The sequence below is a fragment of the Xylanibacter oryzae DSM 17970 genome (genome assembly GCF_000585355.1).
Lineage (GTDB): Bacteria > Bacteroidota > Bacteroidia > Bacteroidales > Bacteroidaceae > Prevotella > Prevotella oryzae.
This window is the reverse complement of record NZ_KK073873.1, coordinates 1,663,621-1,686,785: the sequence shown is the minus strand read 5'-3', so window position 1 is coordinate 1,686,785 and position 23,165 is coordinate 1,663,621. Positions and strand designations below refer to the sequence as shown.

At 35.6% G+C, this 23,165-nt stretch carries 14 protein-coding genes and 1 tRNA gene; all 15 read right to left on the bottom strand.

Annotation, left to right across the window (positions count from 1 at the left end; all coding sequences use genetic code 11):
- Nucleotides 1–173: 173 nt before the first annotated feature.
- The 15 genes from XYLOR_RS06825 to XYLOR_RS06755 all read right to left on the bottom strand — a co-directional run bounded on the left by XYLOR_RS06825 (nt 174) and on the right by XYLOR_RS06755 (nt 22,999).
- Nucleotides 174–246 (bottom strand) — tRNA-Phe (locus XYLOR_RS06825).
- A 136-nt stretch (nt 247–382) separates the two neighbouring features.
- Complete coding sequence (gene thiL, locus XYLOR_RS06820; protein ID WP_036878017.1) at nt 383–1,453, bottom strand: thiamine-phosphate kinase; 1,071 nt, start codon at nt 1,451–1,453, stop codon at nt 383–385.
- A complete protein-coding gene (locus tag XYLOR_RS06815; RefSeq protein ID WP_084608544.1) occupies nt 1,454–2,263 on the bottom strand; it encodes a purine-nucleoside phosphorylase in 810 nt (269 codons plus the stop codon).
- Nucleotides 2,148–3,314, bottom strand: a complete 1,167-nt coding sequence (gene lpxK, locus XYLOR_RS06810; RefSeq protein WP_036878014.1) for a tetraacyldisaccharide 4'-kinase — start codon at nt 3,312–3,314, stop codon at nt 2,148–2,150. The genes XYLOR_RS06815 and lpxK overlap by 116 nt, the downstream gene beginning before the upstream one ends.
- 25 nt (nt 3,315–3,339) lie before the next feature.
- Nucleotides 3,340–5,115, bottom strand: coding sequence for a signal peptide peptidase SppA (sppA, locus tag XYLOR_RS06805; protein WP_036878013.1), 1,776 nt, complete (start codon nt 5,113–5,115; stop codon nt 3,340–3,342).
- Nucleotides 5,116–6,232: 1,117 nt separating this feature from the next.
- Nucleotides 6,233–7,159, bottom strand: coding sequence for a BT_3044 domain-containing protein (locus XYLOR_RS06800; protein ID WP_036878012.1), 927 nt, complete (start codon nt 7,157–7,159; stop codon nt 6,233–6,235).
- Between the two features lie 18 nt (nt 7,160–7,177).
- A complete protein-coding gene (locus XYLOR_RS06795) occupies nt 7,178–9,187 on the bottom strand; it encodes a RagB/SusD family nutrient uptake outer membrane protein (RefSeq protein WP_036880851.1) in 2,010 nt (669 codons plus the stop codon).
- A 13-nt stretch (nt 9,188–9,200) separates the two neighbouring features.
- The gene (locus tag XYLOR_RS06790; RefSeq protein WP_036878010.1) at nt 9,201–12,284 is read right to left on the bottom strand and encodes a SusC/RagA family TonB-linked outer membrane protein; all 3,084 of its coding nucleotides are present in this window, start codon (nt 12,282–12,284) and stop codon (nt 9,201–9,203) included.
- Nucleotides 12,285–12,330: 46 nt separating this feature from the next.
- Nucleotides 12,331–13,644 (bottom strand): IPT/TIG domain-containing protein, encoded by a 1,314-nt coding sequence (locus XYLOR_RS06785; protein ID WP_036878009.1) that lies wholly within the window; start codon nt 13,642–13,644, stop codon nt 12,331–12,333.
- A gap of 579 nt (nt 13,645–14,223) precedes the next feature.
- Entirely contained in the window at nt 14,224–15,333 is a 1,110-nt protein-coding gene (locus tag XYLOR_RS06780) for a TlpA disulfide reductase family protein (protein WP_051508916.1), read from the bottom strand.
- Between the two features lie 17 nt (nt 15,334–15,350).
- On the bottom strand, nt 15,351–16,391 hold the full coding sequence (locus XYLOR_RS06775) for a TlpA disulfide reductase family protein (RefSeq protein ID WP_036878007.1): 1,041 nt from the start codon (nt 16,389–16,391) through the stop codon (nt 15,351–15,353).
- Between the two features lie 10 nt (nt 16,392–16,401).
- Nucleotides 16,402–17,094: an FISUMP domain-containing protein gene (locus XYLOR_RS06770; protein ID WP_036878005.1), complete on the bottom strand. Its 693-nt coding sequence runs from the start codon at nt 17,092–17,094 to the stop codon at nt 16,402–16,404.
- Between the two features lie 19 nt (nt 17,095–17,113).
- Nucleotides 17,114–18,040: a hypothetical protein gene (locus tag XYLOR_RS06765; protein ID WP_169730559.1), complete on the bottom strand. Its 927-nt coding sequence runs from the start codon at nt 18,038–18,040 to the stop codon at nt 17,114–17,116.
- A gap of 13 nt (nt 18,041–18,053) precedes the next feature.
- Nucleotides 18,054–19,646, bottom strand: a complete 1,593-nt coding sequence (locus tag XYLOR_RS06760; protein ID WP_036878000.1) for a RagB/SusD family nutrient uptake outer membrane protein — start codon at nt 19,644–19,646, stop codon at nt 18,054–18,056.
- 11 nt (nt 19,647–19,657) lie between these two features.
- Entirely contained in the window at nt 19,658–22,999 is a 3,342-nt protein-coding gene (locus XYLOR_RS06755) for a SusC/RagA family TonB-linked outer membrane protein (RefSeq protein WP_245601963.1), read from the bottom strand.
- Between the last annotated feature and the right edge of the window lie 166 nt (nt 23,000–23,165).

Sequence of the window (23,165 nt, the reverse complement as noted above, 5' to 3'; positions counted from 1 at the left end):
CAAAAATACGACTATTTTTATATTAATCGTTATAAATCTACCAAATTGTTGCCTCTTTTTTTAGATGGAAGGTCTAAATATAGATATATGTATACTACAACAGTATGATGATTAAAATATTTATAATATAAAAACCCTGCCTCTAAAGAGAACAGGGCTAATGAAAGGAGGAGTGGTACCACCAGGAATCGAACCGGGGACACAAGGATTTTCAGTCCTTTGCTCTACCAACTGAGCTATGGCACCTTTTTCGTTTGCGGGTGCAAAGGTACAAATAATCTTTGAACCCGCAAAACTTTTTATCTGATATTTTTATATAGATACCACATAACTTTTGTAACTTATTATTTGCGTTACATAAGTATAGTCTGGTATATATAATTTAATCTTTGAGAGGATTCCACCCTTGGGCTTTAAGTTCAAACTCATTTTCATCTCTTGTTACAAGATTCATACCGAATTTGTCTTCAGTTATGTGGCCAATGATCTTAACACCTTCCATCTCCTTTATTGCATCGTGGTCTCCAATAGGAACAGTAAATAAGAGTTCATAATCTTCTCCACCATTGAGTGCGCATGTAGTAACATTCATGTTCATCTCTTCGGCCATAACAGCAGTCTGATAGTCTATAGGAATTTTATTCTCAAATATTCGGCAGCCACACACACTTTGTTTGCATATATGAAACAGTTCGCTGCTTAATCCATCACTAATATCCATCATAGATGTTGGACGTACACCAGCTTCTCTAAGTTTTTCTAATATATCGCCACGTGCCTCTGGCTTAAGTTGGCGTTGTAAAAGATATTCTTTCCCTGCAAAGTCAGGTTCGAAATGCGACAACTCCTGCAATGCTTTTTTGTCGTCTTTCTTTTTAGCCTCGTCCACTTGCTGGTAATATACACTTTTTTCTCTTTCGAGTAGTTGCAATCCCATGTATGCAGCTCCTAAGTCTCCGCTAACACATATTAGGTCGGTGTCTTTGGCTCCATTCCTGTATACAATATCCTCTTTCGCGCATTCACCTATACAAGTTATGCTTATAGCCATTCCTGTATATGATGATGTCGTGTCTCCTCCAACGATGTCTACATTCCATTTTTCACAAGCCATCTTCAGTCCATCATAAAACATTTTTATGTCTTCAATAGTGAAGCGTTTACTTAGTGCAATGCTTACAACCATTTGGAGAGGTTTCCCATTCATAGCAAATATATCGCTGATATTAACCATAGCAGACTTGTAACCTAAATGTTGCATGTCTATATATGTCATATCAAAATGGACTCCTTCCATTAAGAGGTCGCTTGTAACAAGGACCTCTTTATCGGGATAGTGCATTACGGCGCAGTCATCACCAACACCATATATGCTTGATTCGTTCTTTAATTTTATATCTTTGGTAAGTTCGTGAATAAGTCCGAACTCACCAAGTTTTGATATTGCTGTCATCTATGCTCTTTTAATCATTTCTCTCATTATTTCTGTCATAAGTGGCTGTGCATTGTTTGCTGCAACCTGAACCTCCTCGTGACTTACTTCTACCGGACTGTCTTCTATTCCTAAGTCGGTGATGATGCTTATTCCGAAAGTCTTTATTCCGCAATGATGGGCAACTATTACTTCAGGCACAGTACTCATGCCTACAGCATCAGCGCCAAGTCGGTGGTACATCTTATATTCTGCCGGTGTTTCAAATGTAGGACCTTGTACACCAATGTATATTCCGTGTACTACACGTATTCCCTTTTCTTTAGCGATCTGGTCTGCTTCTGAAATGAGAGCCTTATCGTATGTCTCATGCATATCCGGGAAACGTGGACCTGTTGGGAAATTTTTTCCGCGCAGAGGATGCTCTGGGAAGAAATTTATGTGGTCTGTAATGATCATTAGGTCACCGATCTTGAACTCTGGGTTCATTCCTCCTGATGCGTTTGATACAAAGAGCGTTTTTATGTTAAGCTCATACATCACACGTATTGGGAATGTAACTTCTTTCATGTCGTATCCTTCGTAGTAGTGGAAACGACCTTCCATAGCCATAATATCCTTACCTCCAAGTTTACCGAAAATCAGTTTTCCAGCATGACCTTCTACTGTAGATACCGGGAAATTTGGTATATCTTGATATGCGAACTCGTAAGTATCAGTTATTTCTGAAGCTAATTGTCCTAGTCCTGTTCCCAGAATTATTGCTGTTTCTGGACTCGTTTTCATCCTTTCTTTTAGCCAGGATGCTGTTTCTTGAATTTTTTCGTACATAACCTATAATGTTTTCGTTAAACGTGTCTTTTTGTTCTAACATAAACTTTACCTCAATAGGCAGTGTGTATATGTTGCGCTTCACCTCTTCACTAAGACCTTCAAGGCCTTTTATGCGTGTGGCGTCTTTTTCTGTAGTTATTATTATCTTTGGTGATGGCAAAGCGGAATACCTGTTGTTGAGATCTTCCACATCTTTATCAGTAAACTGATGGTGATCTTGGTATGTCATCTGATTTATATTCTTCATATAAGGCTTCATGTCTTCCAAAATCTGTTGTGGAGACGCTATGCCTGTTAATAGTAATATATTGTCTTCAGATATACTTTCGATAGATTTGCTTTCACCTTCGTAAATAGGCATTAAATCTTTGTATATCAATGTCGTAAAGAATAGCTGCTGATATGGATAAAGATCCATCGCTTTTGTTATTACTCTGAATTCCATTGGCTTCAGATCGGATGGACATTTTGTTATTATAACCATATCTGCACGTGATTTACCGTCTTCAGATTCTCTTAATCTGCCCGCCGGTAACAGTTTGTCTGAACTAAGCATCCTATGATAATCAACCAACAGAATATTTATGCCTGCTTTTACATATCTGTGCTGGTATGCATCATCCAGTAATATCACATCTGTGTTTTTAGTGCTATTATTACCGCATATCTGTTCTATGCCATGACATCTGTCCTTGTCTACAGCTACAGTTATGTTAGGAAACTTTTGCTTCATCTGGTATGGTTCGTCTCCAATTATACTCATTTCTGTGTCATCATCTGCCAGAATAAATTCTTTACTCTTACGCTTGTAACCTCTGCTTAGCACTGCTATGTTGAAGTTGTCTTTGAGAAGGCGTATAAGATATTCTACATGTGGAGTCTTGCCTGTACCGCCAACTGTAATGTTTCCTACTGATATGATTGGTATATCGAAACTTCTGCTCTTCAATATTCCTATATTAAAGAGGAAATTACGTATACTTACTCCAATACCATATAGCCAACTTATAGGTAACAGACTTTCTCTTATTTTAATGAATTCATCCATCTTATAGAATATCGTTTATTATCTGTTATTTTATATTTACAGCAAAAGGAATTCTAGCCTGAACCCTGTCTGTCTTATTTAATTTTTTAACTAGCATAAGTGGTTCATAATATTCGCCCAATGTACTCTTAAGGTTTTCATCAAGATAGTTACTACCTTTTTTTAGTGATGAATTAAGTATTTGGTCTATCCAACTTACTTTTTCCGGATAACTTTCTGTATAATATCCGCTCTTATCTATTTTAGCCAGTTTCGCTGCTTTTGCTATTGCTGCGTCAATGCCGCCAAGTTGGTCGACAAGGTGTAATTTAATCGCTGTCTCGCCCAACCATACATGTCCTTGTGCTATTTTCTCAACATCTGTAACTTTCATATTTCGACCATTTGCTACGCGTGAACGGAATAGTATGTATCCTCGGTCTATACTAGCCTGGAATGCCTTTGACTCATCTACATTAAACGGGCGACCTATAGAACCGAAATCACTTCCGCGATTGGTCTTTTCAACGTCAAATCTGACGCCTAACTTTTGAGTAAGTAGACCGCTTATATCAGGGATCATACCGAAAATGCCTATGCTTCCGGTTAGTGTTGTTGGTTCAGCAACAATCCAGTTGGCACCGCAACTTAGATAGTATGCTCCAGATGCAGCCATGCCTCCCATTGATATCACTACAGGTTTCTTTGCTTTCAGCATTTCTACTGCGTGCCATATCTGTTCGGATGCAAAAGAACTTCCACCACCAGAGTTTACACGTATAACAACGGCTTTTATATCATCGTCATTTTTAAGTTTCTCAAGGTCAGCATCTACTTTTTCAGAACTAATACAAGGAGAACCTCCTTCTGTAATGTCAGAACTTACAACGTTACCATATGCATAATAAACAGCAATTTTGCCACCATCGTTATTGTCAGATTTGATGTTTGTCATTTGGTTTAGAGACAACTGGTTAATAGCATCTTTACTATTTGTATTAAGCAATTTCTTTATTTTGTCTTTTACCTGTTCATTGTATAAAAGACCATCAACCATCTTATTACTGACGTATTCTTTAGCGTCGGCAAGTGTTATATAATTGTCTGCAAAACTGTTCAATTTATCATTTCTGATGCCTCTGCTTTTTGATACATCATTGCATACCGTATTCCAAATGCCTCTGATGTATGCAGATACTTGTTCGCGGTTAGCGTCGCTCATCTTGTTAGCAGTATATGTTTCAGGCATACTCTTGTAAGTACCAACCTTGAAAAGTTGAACTTTTACGCCCAATTTGGCTAGCATGTCTTTTATATAATATGGTTCTGCTGCAAGACCATGCCAATCAATAAGTCCTACAGGGTTAAGGTATACCTTGTTAGCTACAGAACATACGTAATATGCACCTTGAGTATATACGTCTCCATAAGCAATAATCCATTTTCCACTTTTCTTGAAATCATTAAGAGCATTTCTCATAGCCTGAAGTGATGCATATGAGTCAGGTGAGAAAGTACCGGCTTCTATATAAATACCCTTTATTTTATTGTTCTTTTTTGCATTGTCTATAGCTTTAAGAACATCATCAAGTCCGATAGTATTAGTGTCATCAGATAATTCAGATAAAAAATTATCCTGAGATCTTTCTTCCATATCACCCGATAATTTCAATACAAATACCGAATTGTCTTTTACTTTTTGGGAAGACTCACCGGTTGAAATCATACCTACGATGCTAATCAGTGCAAAAATTCCTGTTATTACTACTAATGCTACTATGCCGGTTATGGTGGCAAGTGTATACTTGAAAAAATCTTTCATTTTTAGCTGTGTTTTGTTTCTACGAATTATAAAATGCAAATATAATACTTTTTTATCATATAAAACATTATACAATTAAAAAATGTGCCTTGAATGATATAATGGCTACTAATGTTCATTATTATATGATGATGTTAGAATACTCCTACTTAAGTAGATTTATCCGACAATTGGCGTGATTCTTATGTAAGTCATATATTTTAATTTACAGTATTCTTGATGTTCTAAAAATAAATGTTATTAGAGCTTTAATTTTATTGCTTATACATTAGTTTTTATCAGGCTATTTACAGGATACACCACGTTGAATTTTATAGATCATAGAAAAAAACTGTTTAAAGCAATTATACGAATTACATTATAAAAAAACATTTTCAAACCTCAACCTCACTAAAACAGCATAAGTATATGTATATAAATAAGTTATATGCAGTGAGGTTTTGTTTTGTAACCTCACTAAACCTCACTGTGTCTTTTTCCAAAGGTGGTTGAATGATTAATTAATTTGGTTCTTAATGATACATTAAATATAGTTGCAAGGATATCTCTTGTATAGCAATATCTTGTGCTAGCAAAAGCATAGATGTAAATAAACAAAACAACTTGTTTTGATAGACAAATCAACTTGTTTTGTTGAGTAAAATAAGTTGATTTGTCTATTGAAATAAGTTGTTTTTAAAAGTCTAGATATAGCTCTGCAAATGATTCTCTATATGTCTTTGTGGTTATATTTACTTATTATCTATACAGATTATTCAAATCTTTACGGAAACACTTTACACAATTATAAAAGTATTCCTGATTTACCTATCATATATAATATTTTGATATTAGTGAGATTAACCTCACTAAACCTCACTGCATATAACTTATTTATATACATATACTTATGCTGTTTTAGTGAGGTTGAGGTTTGAAAATGTTTTTTTAACAGGAAACTACTTAGCCACCAAATTATGTTACACACCATGATAAAACTAGAGTTAAATACAATGAGCTCGGTATAAAACCGAGCTCATTTTTTAGAGAGAATAAGAAGAATGTTTAATCTGTCTTCACGTCATGTTTATCCATTAAACATCCGAAATTCATATTAATTGATTACTTATAAATAAATTCAATAATCGTATTTCCTGTTTTCGTCCATCCAATCATTAATTTTACGTGTCTCGTCATCATTAGAACGTTCCTTGTACAAGAAGCCCCTTGTTTTCTTTATAACCCCATCTTCTTCAAAAGTGTACCATAAATCGTAAACTTTCATATCGGGATAATATTTTCCACCGCCACTTATAAGTTTAAATTTATCCCACGATTTTAATGTACAACTGTTGTCATCATTGATCGTAATAGTAAAACAAAATCCCGGACGATAATCAGTAGCGCCCTTTGACCATTCATTTTTCTGATGATACATTCTCACTGTTTTTCCATCGTATACAGCCTGAAGATTTCGAGGAGATTTATATATAATGGAATCATTTGGATTATCAGCCGGTTTGATAACTCCGTCCATATAATATAATCCAGAATACTTATTCATTGTATTTAAACGCACTAGAACTACAGTGTCCTCTTTAGCTAATTGATACATTGTAGTTGAGTCCAATTTGAATGCCAGCATATATAGCGAATCAACATGAAGTGACGCAGGGTTTATAAGTATAGGATATGTAGCGTATACGTCACCTTTCTTTACAACTACGTCTTTTTGAGGAAAACTGTATGTGCCTTTTTCGAGATATTTGTATAGAATATCATTAGAACCTAATTCTTTCTTATTATACTCTGTTACACATTCAGGAGATTCTTCAATACCAACAGTTACATCATCATTAATAGGTCTCGAACCACTTATAGCAACAGAAGCATAAACCGTATCATTGGCATAACCAATATTAAGTGGACGGTCTATAATTTTGTTCTTTGCTCCTACTAAATAGACACTTTGAGGATACAAATCTTTTTCCATTGGAATAGTTTGATCGCATCCATACAGCACAAAGGCTGATATAATTATCAATATATAATTAATTTTTTTCATATTATTATTTATTTAAAATCACCATCCTGGATTTTGCTTAAGTTTTCCATTCTTACTTAGCACATTACGATCCAAAGGCCAAAAATACATTTTGTTAGTAAATTCGCGTTTCATACATTTTTCTGTATTCCAAATACGTTCTGTATAGAATTGAGTGCGTTGAGATTCACGTGCACTAACATCTAATCCTCGTATGGGACGGTTGTATGCATCGTATGCATCTTTCCATCTACGTAAATCCCAATAGCGCTGACCCTCAAATGCAAATTCGATAAGGCGTTCGTGCTTGATAAGTTTACGCATATTGTCCTTGTCGGAAGCGTCAGCAGCTGTGATACCCGGCTGACCTGCACGATAGCGAATCATATTGAAATATTTAACAATCTGATTAACGTCACGAGTGAATATTTGATTACTAGTTTCATCTTTATACGAACCTTCAATTTCATTCAGAGCTTCAACATAACCTAATAATACTTCAGCATAACGTATTATAGGATATGTTTTTGCTTTTAGTACACCATTCCAGAAGATACAGTCATCTTGATTAATATATTTCCTATTTGTGTATCCGGTACGGTTACGGCAGTTGTTATCATTAAGGTTAGAGCCACTTCCTCCATAATAGTAGTCACAGATATAATTACGAGTACCACTTGAAAGACCATCGCGATGAGATGTAGTTGGCCATATACAAGCATTGAAGCCTATACTGGCATAAAAACGAGGCTCACGTCCGTCGTCGCGATGCGCACGTTCTGCAGAAAGCAAATAGTCTGATGAAAATGTTTTATCAGCGCCAACAGCATCTCCTGATTTCTCTGTTTCTGTAGCTTGGCTGAAATCACGTCCATCAGCCATTCGATATTGATCTATCATATCAAGAGTAACACTGAATGTTGCGTTTCCACCAAGTTTATCAGGATTAATAAGACGATAATCCCCATTTCCGGCCATTCCATTAGGGCAATAGTAAATATATTCTTTCATTATATATGGCTGATAAGTTCCATCAAACAATGTCTTGTAAGACTTATAAGGATCTATATTACCCGCGCCATCAGGGAAATCTGCACTTGATACAGTTGAAGGCAGAGGTAACGTACCTGTTCCCTTACTGTTGTCTATTTTTAATACTGTATTTAATGCATATCTGTTTAAATCTATGACACTTTTAAATGATGCAGCGGCTTTACCCCATTTAGTATTATCAGCTGTTTGATTGATAAAATTACGTCCATCAGATGTTTTCCAATCTGAATAATAACTATTTCCATTAACCAAGGGACTCGCAGCATAAAGTTCTGTTCTGGCCTTGAGAGCCAAAGCAGCTCCTCTAGTAGGCAGATATTGTTGAGACTCTATTCTCTCTATAGGCAACATGCTGGCAGCTTTATCAAAGTCTGCACATATCTTTGTTACACAATCATCATACGTAGAACGCTCTATTGAAGCCGCAGATACGTCTTCGTCAGTTTCAAATGGAATATCCGGTAAAATAACTACTGGGCCATACATTCTTACTAAATAAAAGTAAAAATAAGCTCTAAGGAAATAAGCACGGCCCATAAAATCATTTTTTTCCATCGTAGTAAGCTCCGTATTCTTATTTATATTTTGCAATACGATATTAGCTTTGCGTATGCCTTGATAACATTGTGGCCATGGATTGAATTTAGAATCAGTCTCTTTTACTTCATCGTAGAGTATTGAATTACCTGGAAGTACAAATGGAATTATAGCTTCATCAGAACCTAGTCCACTAGGAAGAGCCGGGGTGTATCCCCATTCACTACCTGTTTGTACTGATTCATCATATAATAGAGCAGCAGCACCATTAAGATATTCTTCAGTACGAGTACGAGAAAGAAATATGGAATCTAGTGTGGTCTGGTCGTATACATATTTTTCAATGTCTAGATATTGCTCACACGAACTAGACAATAAAATAGTGACAAATGCTGTTACTATTATGGCAATTTTGCCAACGAAACCAGTTCTTATTTTATTTTTATCAAAAATATTCATGATATTTGTATAGTTAGAATGAAACATTAAGTTGTAGTGTGTAAACTCTTTGATTTGGATATGCAGTACCATTACTTCCGGCTTGTGCAGGGTCAAGCAGTTTCTCTTTTGAGAATATTGCCAAATTATCACCTATCAGACTTAAAACAGCCCTGTTTATTCCGCATGTTCTTAAACACTTGTTTCTGAATGTATATGACAGTTGGACATTCTTTAGACGAAGGTAACTGCCATCAGCCAGCCAGAATGTAGAAGACATGCTGTTATTACTATTGCCGTTATATGAGAGTCTTGGATATTTTGCATTTGGATTTTCTGTTGCAGGATCGCCAGATACATCTCTTGAAATCCAACGATTTGCGGGATCTGCAAAATCCGTAATAACGTTACCGACTTTGCCCTTTGAGAATGGTTGGTACATATTATCACCCCTGAAGTAAGTTACTCTGCTTACGCCCTCAAAAAGAACGCTGATGTTGAAGTTCTTCCAGTTGAATTCTGTTGCGAAACCATATTGGATCTGTGGTACATAAGAGTATTTCAATGGAACCATATCATCCCAGTTTACAACTCCATCACCATTGACATCCTTGTATTTGATATCACCGGGTAGATAACTACCGAACTCTTGGTGAGGACTATTGTTTATGTCGTTCTGATCTTTGAATAATCCTAATGATATAAGTCCACGGTTAATACCACTCTGGTATCCTCTTGCAGACTGGTAAGGATATTTCTTTATATCTTCTTCAAAATTTATAATTTCATTCTTTGATTGTGTAAGGTTTGCACGTAAAACAAGATACTTATCGTTGTTACCTAAAGGCTGAGTATAAGATATATGTCCATCAATACCCCAACTCTTCATCTTTCCTACGTTTGCCCATGGTAATGTAACCAATCCCATTTCTTCAGGAATACTTTGACGTTGTTGATAAATACCGGAACGAACATCTTTATAGAAGTCTACTGTCATGTCAAAACGCTCATTAAAGAATCGTGCATCTATACCAAAGTTATATTTGATTGCTTTCTCCCAACGTAAGTTGTTCGACCCGACCTGAGTTTCTGTAACACCATTACCATTGTTCCAAATGCCAGAACCCGTCTGCCCGATCAATGTAAGATAAGGGAAACGTACAGAATTATCAGATGTTAAACGGTCGTTACCTACTATACCATAAGATGCACGGAATTTAAGATAATTTACGAAAAACTTATGGTCGCGATACCAATTATACTGCGTTGGTGCCCATCCTAGAGAAAAAGCAGGAAACCAACCATATTTTTGTCCTTTTTCAAAAGCCTCAGAACCGCTATAACCAACATTTACCTCTGCCATATAAGTATCATTATATGCATATGTAAAACGGCTGGCATAACTATTATATCTCTTTGGAATAGCAGTAAGCAACTGATTATAACTTGATGAAATATAGTCACTCCAGTATCCATTGATAAGTCCGCCTACACGATGGACTTTATTAAAGACACGATCATAATTTATTCGGAATTCAAAATAGTATTTTCTGTCAGTATATGTCTCGCTACTATATGTAGGATCTTTATACTCTGTCATCTTTTCAAGGTCAAGAGTTCCATCTCGTTTACGACCGTTGGCATAATAAATAGCTGGAGATTTCTCGCGAGACTGTAATAAAGAACTGTTAGTGTCAATATTTACCAATCCTGTAAATGAAAGTCCTGGAGTAATAACTTTTAAGTCCTGATCCAGTTGCATTGTTATTTTGTTGTTGTTTTGAAATCTTGTTTTATAACCGGTCATATTTAATAGAACATAAGGACTGACAGTAGATTTATCTGTTCCATAACCAGGAGCCTCTCCTGTTGTATACATTAAAGGAACTGTAACAGGTGTCAGATTAGACTGAGCTTCCCAAAGTAACTGACTGTTGTCACCATAACCAGGGAAATTTTGTGTTACGATTACACTCTCCTCATTCAATGATAGTTTTGTAGTAGGAGTAACGTTCACATCTACATTAGCACGGAAATTAAATTTGTTATAATCAACATTAGTGTTGTACATATGAGCACTCTTGTCCTGTTTGAAAATAGCATCCTTCTTCATGTAACCGGCAGAAATATAATAACGAGCTACTTGACCACCACCTGATGCACTTAGAAAATACTGACGATTCCAAGTATAGTCTCTGAGTATAACATCACGCCAATTTACATCAGGATGTAGATCAGGATCTTCATGATTAGCAAAGAGAGAAAGGTCTACATCAGAATATATAGGAATACCTCCACGTGATACAGATGCTTCATTAGCCAATGATGCATAAGTTGCAGCATTTACATATTCGGGCATTCTTGGAGAGTATGACAGACCGGCATTGGCTTTAACTTGCAAGTTCAACTTTCCGGCTTTACCTTTTTTTGTACTTACTAAAATAACGCCATTGGCTCCACGTACACCATAAACGGCTGTTGATGAGGCATCCTTGAGAATAGAGAAACTTTCAATATCTTCAGGATCAAGAGTATTAATATCACCTTCAATACCATCAATTAATACTAACGCACCTTGTCCGGCTCCAAATGTGCTAATACCACGAACCCAGAATTCAGAGAAATCGCTACCGGGTTCTCCACTGCGGTTTACAGATATAATACCTGGAACACGACCACCAAGCATATTAGAAATCGAAGTTCCGGGAACTTTCAGCTCGTTAACGTCTACAGACGTTATCGCACCTGTAACATTAATCTTTTTCTGTATTTTTCCTGATGATGTTACCACAACTTCGTCCATCATTCCAGAACTTTGTTTTAAGGCAATTCTCATCCTTTCATTGTTCTTGCTAATTGGGATTTCTTGTTTGTCATATCCTATATAAGATATAACAATAGTACTATTTGGCGTAATACCAATCAAACTGAAATGACCATCCATGTCGGTGATTGCAGCATGCGTTGGCTTATTTTTTACGGAGATAGTTGCCCCAATTAGAGGTTCTCCTTTTTCATCCATAATCATTCCTGCTGCTTTTAATGTTTCTTGAGCAAATCCTTTGCCCATAGAGACAATCAATAGCAAAAGAAGCAGTAATATATGTTTATTTTTCATATTCTATTTTTTTATAATATAAATTTTACTGTGCTTAAATCATGTATCATTCTATTGTTATTTTTCGGATGGTACCGGAATTTTCTTCACCAATATAGAAGTTCTCATCCGAATCAATAGTAATACATTCCGGACCATTTAAATATGCATCTGTTGGATTACCATTAACATTACCACTGGCATCAAGATGTCCTGCTACGAGTGATACAAGACGACCTTTGATCTTCAGAATACATTGAGAATCATGACAACATACAAACAGTTCACCATCACTATTTACAGCCATACCCATCGGTCTTCTTAGTACAGCATCAAGAAGTCTATCACCCAAGGCAGTCTTGTTTCCAGGTTGGAAACCAGCATAACGTTCAGCCTGCCATTTGCCTGTCTTGTCTTTCCACATTTTTACAATACCATTTTGATCATTGTAAGAGACATAGAAACAATCGTCGTACCTGCTATAACATAGGTAATGAAACCATTGTCCTGTATTTATACCATTATATACACTAGGAAAATCAGAAACTTTTAAAACCTCCTCATAGTTTTTATTCTCTAAATCAACAGACCATAATCCGTCACCATCCATTACAAAAACATGACTATTGTCATTTCCGAAAGCCAAAGAACCTTGACAATCTCCGGAGAAAGGAACATTTACGCCTAAAGAATTAATTGTCCACCCATCTTCACGTTTGGCTGTGTATATTGCACCACCATTACGAGACATAATAGCAACTTTCTCACCGGTATTATCTACTGTCAAACCACCTAAATAACCTATATTAATAAGTTGTGTCATGACATTGTCTTCCAATGATACAAAATATGTCTTATCATTCCAGCCACCGGCTTGGAATAGAATATTGTCTGTTTTCTTACCTTTTACAGCTACAATATTGGAGCAATACTCAAGACGGGCCTCTCCTAATAACCCTGTCACAAATTTTCGTTCGTCAAATTTACCTACAGTAGTTTTCACAGACTGTGTTTGATAGTACTTAAACTTTGCATTATCAGAGTTGTAAGATTTGCCATCAACGATGACAGACACTTTATTGTATCCAGCCATTTGTTTTGGTACAAGTCCGAATGCTTCGCGACCATCGCTACTAACTAAAACAGCCTTTTTGTCTCCAAAGAAGACCTTAATCTGAGATGTGTCAGTAGGAAAGTTACCTTTGATTATGAATGCGTCATTGATCCTTCCCCAATCAGGGATCATCGAGTCGAAGGATACCGGCTTGCTCGGATCATAAAAATTACCCTTTTCAGGCCATTTTTTAATATCCTCATTTGCACATGCTGAAAACAACAAACACATAAGGATAAAAAGAACACTAAAATTGTTTTTTTTCATGGTTTTTTAATACGGGCCCTTTTTGTTAATCATAGTAGTAGATAGTATCAGAGCCCATTAATACTATTATTGTGTTTTATTCATTTATTTTTCAAAAATACAGTATATGTAAAAGAATCAAAAATAGGAGCGTAACACATTTTTATTATTGCGTAACATTTTAAGTATAATCGGGCAACTTGTTACATATCATAACATTTTTATTACAAAATATTTTAATATATCTATTAAAAACAATATTGCTGTTTCATTTATCAGAGTTATTAATAGATTGCATGAATGCAATCAAAGAACTTTGAGCCAAGATGAAAAGCATAAATATGGGCTTTTTATCTATTAAAATATTGTTTTTGTATAGGTATAACGCAATATATAATTGCTGGATTCTTTATACTGAATAATAGGTTCTTATAAATCTTGTATTTTTTACAATAATAAATTTTAAATAAAAATATGCAAACGTATTAATAACTGATATACATACTATTATTTATGTAGTAATATAACAAATAAGGGCGTATCAAAGTGATACGCCCTTATTTGTTATAAAAGACTTGTAAGTACAAGTATATGTCCAGCTTACTTTAGGAGTTCAGCCAGTTTTGCTGATAATTCCTCACCACGAAGATCTTTTGCTATTATTTCACCCTTTTGGTTAATTAGAACTGTGGCAGGTATTGAACGTACATTGTATGCAGCTGCACCTTTGCTATTCCATCCTTTGAGATCTGACATTTGCTTCCATGGAATACCAAGAGCCTTTATAGCTTTTACCCATGCCTCCTTGCTATTGTCTAGCGATACGCCAACAACCTCAAATCCTTTTGGGTGATATTCTTTGTACGCCTTTATTACGTTCGGCATTTCTGCACGGCAAGGGCCACACCAAGAAGCCCAGAAGTCTATAAGTGTAAGCTTGTTTTTCTTTACGAAATCTGATACTTTTACTATTTTTCCGTCAACCCCGGGTAATGCAATATCTGTATATGGTTGACCTGCTGCTGTTTTTGCTTCTGCTTCACGTTGTGCTACAATATTTTTGTAATATGGGAAATCACAATTTTTAGATTTCATAGTCTCTATGATTGTCTTTTGATTTTCAGCTCCGAGTGCTTCGTAAAAATATCCAAATAGCATATCGCTAAAAGAAGAAGGAGTATGTTCACAAATAAACTTTGTTCTGAAAGCCTCTTGTACATTATCTATAGAGTCAAGTTTTGCTCTTTCTATTTTCTTTGCGGCCTCACTTGCAGTACTATCGTTCACAATTTTCCAAGATTCCTCTTGTGGTGTTGAAAATTCCTTATCTAGTTTGCAAAACTCTCTCCATAGTTCTGTACTTTTACTACCGGTAACATCTGCTGGTTTCTTTGTTGAGTCATTGAATAGTTCTACCTGCATATCAATGTTTTCAAGAATAATGTCATTTATTGACAAGGGTTTTCCGTCTTGCATTAAGACCAGAAACTTTAGAGCAGCTGCATCTTGTTTTCCTGTGAAGGAAAACTTTTTGTCTTTTACAACAGTAGAGTCTGTTGGGATAAGGTTGATATATTGCATATTTGCAATGTATACTTTATCACCATCTTTGGCAAAGTTGGCTTTGCCTGAAATTTTGTAGCCTGCGCTTTGAGCAAAAGCACAAGACAGCATTAGTGCTGCTGTAGCAGATAAAATTAATCTTTTCATTTTTAATTTAATATTTGTTATTTAATTGTAGCAAAATAATCGTCTATGTCACTTGCATATTGTGGTACTTTGGCAATTCGTCCTTGAGGGTCGACAATAAGATAAAAAGGTACTCCTGTTATGAGATATTTTTCCAATAGCTGTTTTCCGCCATCTGCTGTAAGGCAATATTGTTTCCATGGCATGTTTTCTTTTACCATAGCATTTTTCCATTGATCATCTTTGCGGTCATCACTAACACTTACTATGGCAATGTTTGGATATTTCTTAGCAATAGCTTTTATGTCAGGTATAGCACTACGACATATCCCACACCATGATGCCCAAAAGTCCACTAGTACATATTTACCTTTAGGTATAATGTTTACAAGTCTATTTGCTTTCTTGTTTGTGTCAAATAATGGTAGATCAAGAACCTTCTCTCCAACTGCAGTCTGTTTTGCAAATTCACAATTATGACGGAATTGTTCTAGGCGGATTGGATCATCAGGGACAGTACTTATTATATTCTCTATTTCTTGTACATGATTTTTTGTAAGTCCGGAACCTCCTTTAATAAAGTCGTTCGCGAATTTAACTGAGAGAGCAGAGTGGGGGTGAGCTTTAGCCCATTCAATAGGATTCATTTTAGATAAGTTATAGTCATTGAAATCTGCTTGAGGCTGTCCTCCCGTTACTTTAAAGCACTTCCCAATTGGGGCATCATTAGATATGCTGTCGTAAGTTGTTGCCGTAAATGTCATATTAGTGTTACTTACAAAAACAGTAGTATATGTCCAGTGTATTTTGCTTGCGTCAGAGTCGTTACCTAGTAAATACAGATTATTAGTAGTCAGTGTACACAATCTGGGGTGATCTAATTTACCTTTCAAGATAAATTTCCCATTTTTTACTGTGTCCACAGCGATTTCTTCATTAATAGTGCCTTCAGCAGTAATCAAACCAACCACAACACCATTTTTTATTCCAGGGATTTCACTCTTTATTGTGAAACCTTTCTGTGCCATACAAGATATGGATACAGATAAAAGAAGACTTACTGTTAAGTATTTTATCATATATTTGTTGTTATTTTGCGTCTCTTACAAATCTTACACTCATCATATTATTTGTAGTTGATGTGTGGCGATATACTTTTCCTGAATTATATTCTATTTTTCTTAAAAAAGCTGTTCCTGTTTTCTCATCATAAGTACTTGTCCAATAATATCCGAAGGCTTCAATAAAATAGAATTTTAAATTGTATGCGGTGCTGTTACCGTCTAAAAACCCACCGTATTCCATGTTTAGCTGTGTGCCATCTTCCTGATGCATGAGTGTAGCCTGATAACTGCCTCTCCATCCATCTGCGTCAGCATCGCTTTTACTCATTCCAAGTGCAATCTCCAATTTTTTCCAGTCTTCGTCTGATGGCAGTCTCCAGCCATCAGGTGCTGCTTGCTTTGCTCCTTCATAAGAATATAGATAACCATACTTACTAACTGTCAAAGAATCATTTATGGAATTTTCGTCGCCAATGATTTCTTGAGTGCTATAAATACTTCGTGTATTGTCATCACCGGTATTGTATTTTGCGTTATCAGTCGTCCATTCTAAGTCTCCGATTCGCACATAGTGATATTCTCTTCCGTCTCTTACGTCTGTAAATACTCCTTTAGAAGCAGGTTGCACATTAGGAATATTGTTGTTATCATCACTACTACAGCTTGTTATAAATAATAAGGAGGTCAGTAGTAATAACGTTAATTTATTTATTTTCATATATCTATCTGTTTATTTATTAGAAAATATAACCAAGATTAAGTATGATTTGTCTCATGGCCAGATACTTTTGGATTATTGTATCATTGTTGTACATATCTCTCACCTCTTGTTCGTCCTTTTCAACTACAAGTTTTGCAAAAGCTTGTGCATCTTCATCCTTACTAGGGAATGTTCCATATGATGTATATCCCCAAAATAAGTGATTACATATGAATCCATTCTCTTGCATTAATTCAAGGTTTGAGTCATCATTATCAGGTGTGGATGATGCTTGTGTTTCATAAAGACTAGCAGAAAACTTTGTGAAAGGTGTTATAAGGCTAGCGTCCTGAATAGATATTTTAGCAGCCAATATAGATGCTAATAGATCCTTCGCAAACTGCTTAGACTCATCTTCGTCCATATCAAAAGCAGTTTCTAATGCAACAGCCGTAGCTCTGTTACCAACAACAGTTGTCTCTTCTGAATCATAAGTATAGGCATTATCTTGAGCAGTATATTTTGTTATACCATTCACAAGTAACCATGAATATGGTTTAAGTTTTGCACTTAAATGTGGCAATACATATTTATCTATAAAATCAATAGCAGCCTTTTTCTTATCAAGGTCTTTAATATAATTGTATTTATAAGCAACCGTAATTTGTGATGACATTACATAAGGTACGTCAATGGTTTCTGTTTTATATATAACTTCGCCGTTAGCTTTTTTACCTATTGAATCATTTCTCAATGTATCATTATAAAGTAAGTAACATCCGTTATCCTTATAGAACTGCCTTTTAAGTATAGATTCTTCATCAGTAGCTTTGTTATCTACAGCAAAATAGTTCTTTTCCGGAGCTTCTGGTGTTATATAGCCTTCGCTATCAGCACAAGAAGCTAGGGACAAAGACAATACGCTGCAGTATATTAAAGTTTCAAATATTTTTATTGTTTTCATTTCTTTCATATTTTTATTCCACAGTTTCAACTTTATAAGTTCTTTCTCCTCTCATATTATTAGGCATTCCAACATTGGCATTTAATGTTTCATGAGGTATTGGAAGAACATATCCCCAGTCATTGGGCTCAAGAGTAAATGTATGGCAAGAAGTTCTTACGCTAGATTGACGATCTACATAGTAGTAATAATGATGTGTTATTATCTTTGATTCCGGATATTTCTCGCATATAGCATAACGGCGAAGATCAAACCATCTCTGTCCTTCAAGGCATAATTCACGTTCGCGCTCATCTCGGATCAGTTTAACAAGATCTTCACCGCTGGCAGTAACTTTATAATCAGTTCCCGGTTTGTAGCGGTATTGACGTAGTGTATTTATTAGTGTACGTGCTTCTTCTTCGTGTCCCATGTAGGCTTCAGCTTCAGCTTTGATGAGATATGCTTCAGATGATCTGAATAAGAATTTATCAGACATGTCGGACATTCTCTTGCTCCATGGACTTTCATAGGCGTTATAGTAATAGTCAGGCATATCTTCTGTTTGTGTCAGATTAGCATTTACCATATCCAATTTCTTATATCCATGAAATTTGCCGTAAGTCCAGAAAAATTTAGTCTTTCTCAAGTCATTGTCTGAGTAAAGATTGTATATGCTGTCTGTAATAGTAAAACTTTTGTATTGGTCAAGAGTTATATCGCACAAAGCACTACTTCCCATAGAAAAAATGTTCTCAACAGACGATGTTGATACAATACCTTTGTTTTGCTGCAATGAGTTTAGCTGTAAAAGGTCAGGATGACTGTCTATCACTTTTTGTGCATATTCAGATGCCTTCTTCCAATTTTGCATATAAAGATATACTCTGCTTAAAAGAAAGTTGACTGCAGTAGAGTCTGCTCTATATATTGATTTTTGACTTCCGTATTCTGTCAATTCAGTTTCTGCCGTCTGAAGGTCACTTAGTATTAAATCATAACATTCCTGTACAGTGTTCCTCTGAAATGACTTGTCTTCAACAGTTTCTGATGTCTTTATTGGAACCCCTAAATCAGTGGATGCCGTATTTGGTGTATAAGCCTTACCATAAAGATTCACTAAGAAAAAATAGTAATATGCTCTTAAAAATCTAGCTTCCCCATCCACTTTTTCTTTCCCTAGCTTATTACTTTGTGTAGCTTCAGATAAATCTTTAGCAGAAAAAATGATATTGTTTGCAACATTTATATGTTTATATATCTGTTCCCAGTTATCATTTTCTTTATTGAATCCTGTATACGAATCGTTCTGTCCGGATCTTGCCTGCCATGTAAAATAACCGAAGACTCTTTCCTTTCCATCATATTGCATGTAGTCACCACTATAAGTGGTAGTATTTTCATCAAGTTCATCGCCTAGGAAATGAATGAAGTATTGATTATCTCCGACATTTGAAAGGTAATCACTTTGAAATTGAGGTAAGTATCCGTCTCCAATAAGTAATTCATCAAGATCCTCCCAAGAACGCACATAATCAGTATCTTGAGAATACTCTTTCAGAAAGCCAGAACAACTAGACATCATCATAGTTGCGGCTATAGTATATAAATATATCTTTAATTTCATGTCTGTCAGTTTTAGAATTGTATATTCACTCCTATTGTGTAATATGGATTGTCGGAAAGTTGAACTTCTGCAAATCCAGCCTGAGTTGGTGTCTGTCCTTTTAGTTTACTATTGCAGAATGTATATAAATTATTACCGGATGCTGTGATAGACAATCTCTGCAACCCTAATTTAGGTAATACCTTTTCTGGCAGTTCATATGTAAGACTCAGACTTGCCAGACGTATGTAGTCTGCGTTGACAACTCTAATGTCTGAATAATCGTACATCGTATATGAATCAGTCGCAATCTGTACGCCTTTGTAATTACTTCCTGCAGACCAGTGCTGATCATACTTGTAAAAGTTTAAATCAGTTTTGCTTAATATCGATGGTATATTAGTATAAGCTTCATCTCCAGGTTTAACCCAGCGATTTAGTAAGGCTCTGTTCAGATTGTATTCAGGATAAATGTTACCTGGTCCGGAAACATCTACATTAGCACCTTGTGCAAAAACCTTAAATAATCTAACCTTATTTCCTAAAGCATAATCCGTTAATATGCCAAGTCTCCAATTCTTATAGCTCAAAGTACTGCTTATACTTCCGGTAATATCTGGATCTCTTCTTCCTGACTTAGCAAGAACTTTCATAAAGGTCTCGTACTTACTTAGTCCAAGTAGTTCGTTTGATCTATCCTGCCAGTCGTCGAATAGTGGACCTCCATCTTCTGGATTTAGTCCAATGAATCTATAAGAGTAGAATGTCCCTATTGATTGTCCATTTATTATTGCAGTTCCATTAAGATAATCATTCAACGTATATGAATCTTCTCCGGGAGCAGTCTTCATAGTATTTATTACCTTAGATAAAGATGCTGACAAAAGCCAATTCCAATTCTTATTTTGGATAGGAGTTGCTGTTACAGAAAAGTTATAACCTTTATTTACTATTTCACCAGAGTTTACAACATAAGAAGTATAACCATTTATATCTGAAATGGTTTTATTCATAAATGCATCAGTAGTCTTTTTATAGTAATATTCAAGCTCTACCATTAGTCGGCTGTTGAAGAATGATGTTTCTATTCCTGTACTGAAAGAGTGGGTCTTTTCCCATTTTAGGTCAGGGTTGGCATTATTAGCTGTCGTAGAAGTCATTTCACCATAGTGTGTATCATAAGATCCTTTGGTAAGCGTCAGTACAGGACTTTGCCCCTCAAGCATGTTACCTTGTTCACCATAAGAAATTTTCCAATTAAGAGCATCTATCCATTTAGTCTTTATTTTTGCTATTTCTTTTATGTTGGCAAGTCCCGATGCCGACCAAACAGGAAGAATCTTCTCATTAGATCTATCTCCAAATTTATTAGAACCGTCATATCTCGTATTTGCATTAAGAGTGAAGTACTGCTTATAACTATATGATAATGTACCATATACAGAAAGTAAGTTAGTCTTAGTATCTGTTATATTAGGCACATTAGTACCAAGCCATAATAGGTATGTACTGTATTTCTCAGGTATACTTGTTACGAATTTTTTACCACGGTCTGCATAGTATCCACGTTGCGTATATTTGTTTCCATTATAATGTGTGGAATTTGCTTCAAAACCAACAGCAAGATTAATATTGTGCTGAGATTCTGATCCAAAATATTTATTGATGTTACCCTGTATACGTGCAGTCCAGTTATTCTGATCAACATTATTATTAGATAATTCACCACCAAAAGGCATCTGGCTGTCAGTATTAGGTTCTACTCCATATGGCGTTTTCCTTAAGTTACCTGCATACCAGCTCTTTTCACCATACCATCCCTCGATATTTGTATTCGTAGTGCTATAAGACATAATGCCGTTAAAGAAAAGCCAGTCTTTAGGCGTATATCGTAGGTTTATGGTCGCTTTCATACCGTTCTCAGTCTGCTTCTGGTAGCTATTGTCAAGTTCGTTGAGTATATTATAACTCATAACTCCTTGAATTGTGTTAGCTCTTCTATTATAATAGAAATAAGAACCGTCGTCGTTATATGCAGGTACAACTCTACTAGTTCGGTAAGCATAATCAATTGGAGAAATATCGTCTTGATTATACCTCTTGTTAGTGTGATACACATTCAATTGCATTGACGCTTTAAACTTCTCATTTATTGTAAAATCAAGGTTCGTAGAAGCAGTGTATCTTTTATTATTGTTATTATTTATTACATCGTTGTCATCGGTGTATCCCAGTGACGCATAATATCTGAATTTGTCAGAACCACCAGATATATTTGCAGAGTGGTCTGCCGAAAAAGTATCGCTAGTTAGTAATTTAAACCAGTCTGTGTTTTGAGTCTCAGATCTTGCGACAGCAGCATTAAACTGATCTTGCGTATATGTTCCATTATACAGCTTATTAACAGCATCTTCGTATCCGAAATAAGTCATGTCACTAGGATATGTATAATGTTTACCAACAAGATATTTAGAAATATCAGTACGTTCCTGTGAGTTCATCAGATCAATCTTCCTATCTGTGTATCTTGGTCTGCGACGATAAGTTCCATTGAAATTATAAGATATAATAGGTCTTCCTGCACGTCCTTTCTTTGTCGTAACTACTATTACACCATTAGCAGCACGTGTACCATATAGGGCTGTAGCTGCAGCATCTTTTAATACATCAATACGGTCAATGTCCTGAGGATTTATTCCTGATATTGCATTACCAATTCTGTTTACATAATCAGGATCGTTTATAACGTCTGCAGATAAGTTTACCGGATCACTTACGATAATACCGTCAACAACCCATAGTGGTTCACGGTTTCCTATGAGTGTTGATGTTCCGCGAATACGTATTTTAGGTACAGCATTAACTTCAGCGCTACTGCTGGTAACTACAAGATCTGGTATGCGTCCCTGTAACATCTTATCAAGGCTGGAAATACCAGGTCTCTCAAGATCTTTCATGTTAACAGATGTAACAGAACTTGTCAGATTCCTCTTGTCTATCTGCTGATATCCTGTTACTACTACTTCGGCTGTGGTCTGAGTATCGTCATCATTCATTATGATTAGAGGTACAGAACCTTCTTTACCTACATTTTCTGTAACAGATTTACATCCGATGAAAGAACATACCACTTGCAAGTGATTTGATTTTTTAACATGCAATTCGTAATGCCCGGTTTCATCAACAGATGTTCCGATTTTAGTGCCTACAAGTCTAATTGTAGCACCTACGAGGGGTTCTCCGTTTGCGTAATTTACCTTACCGCTGATTACAATATTTTCTCCTTCTTTTGGCTCTTGTGCATAAGCATTGCTAAATGTCAATGCTGTAAAGAAAATAATAAGTAATAGCGGGAACAATCTTTTTTTACCCATACTAGTTTTTATTTTGTGATAAATACATAATTTAGCGCAATTGCTGTACGATTTGCAAAATTAATAGTTTTTTTCTATTTTCTCTTCTTTTTTCTTACTTTTTGCATAAAATATTAATAATCTGTCATTTTTGTGTCTTTTTGCCACTCCTTATGTTAAAATCGAT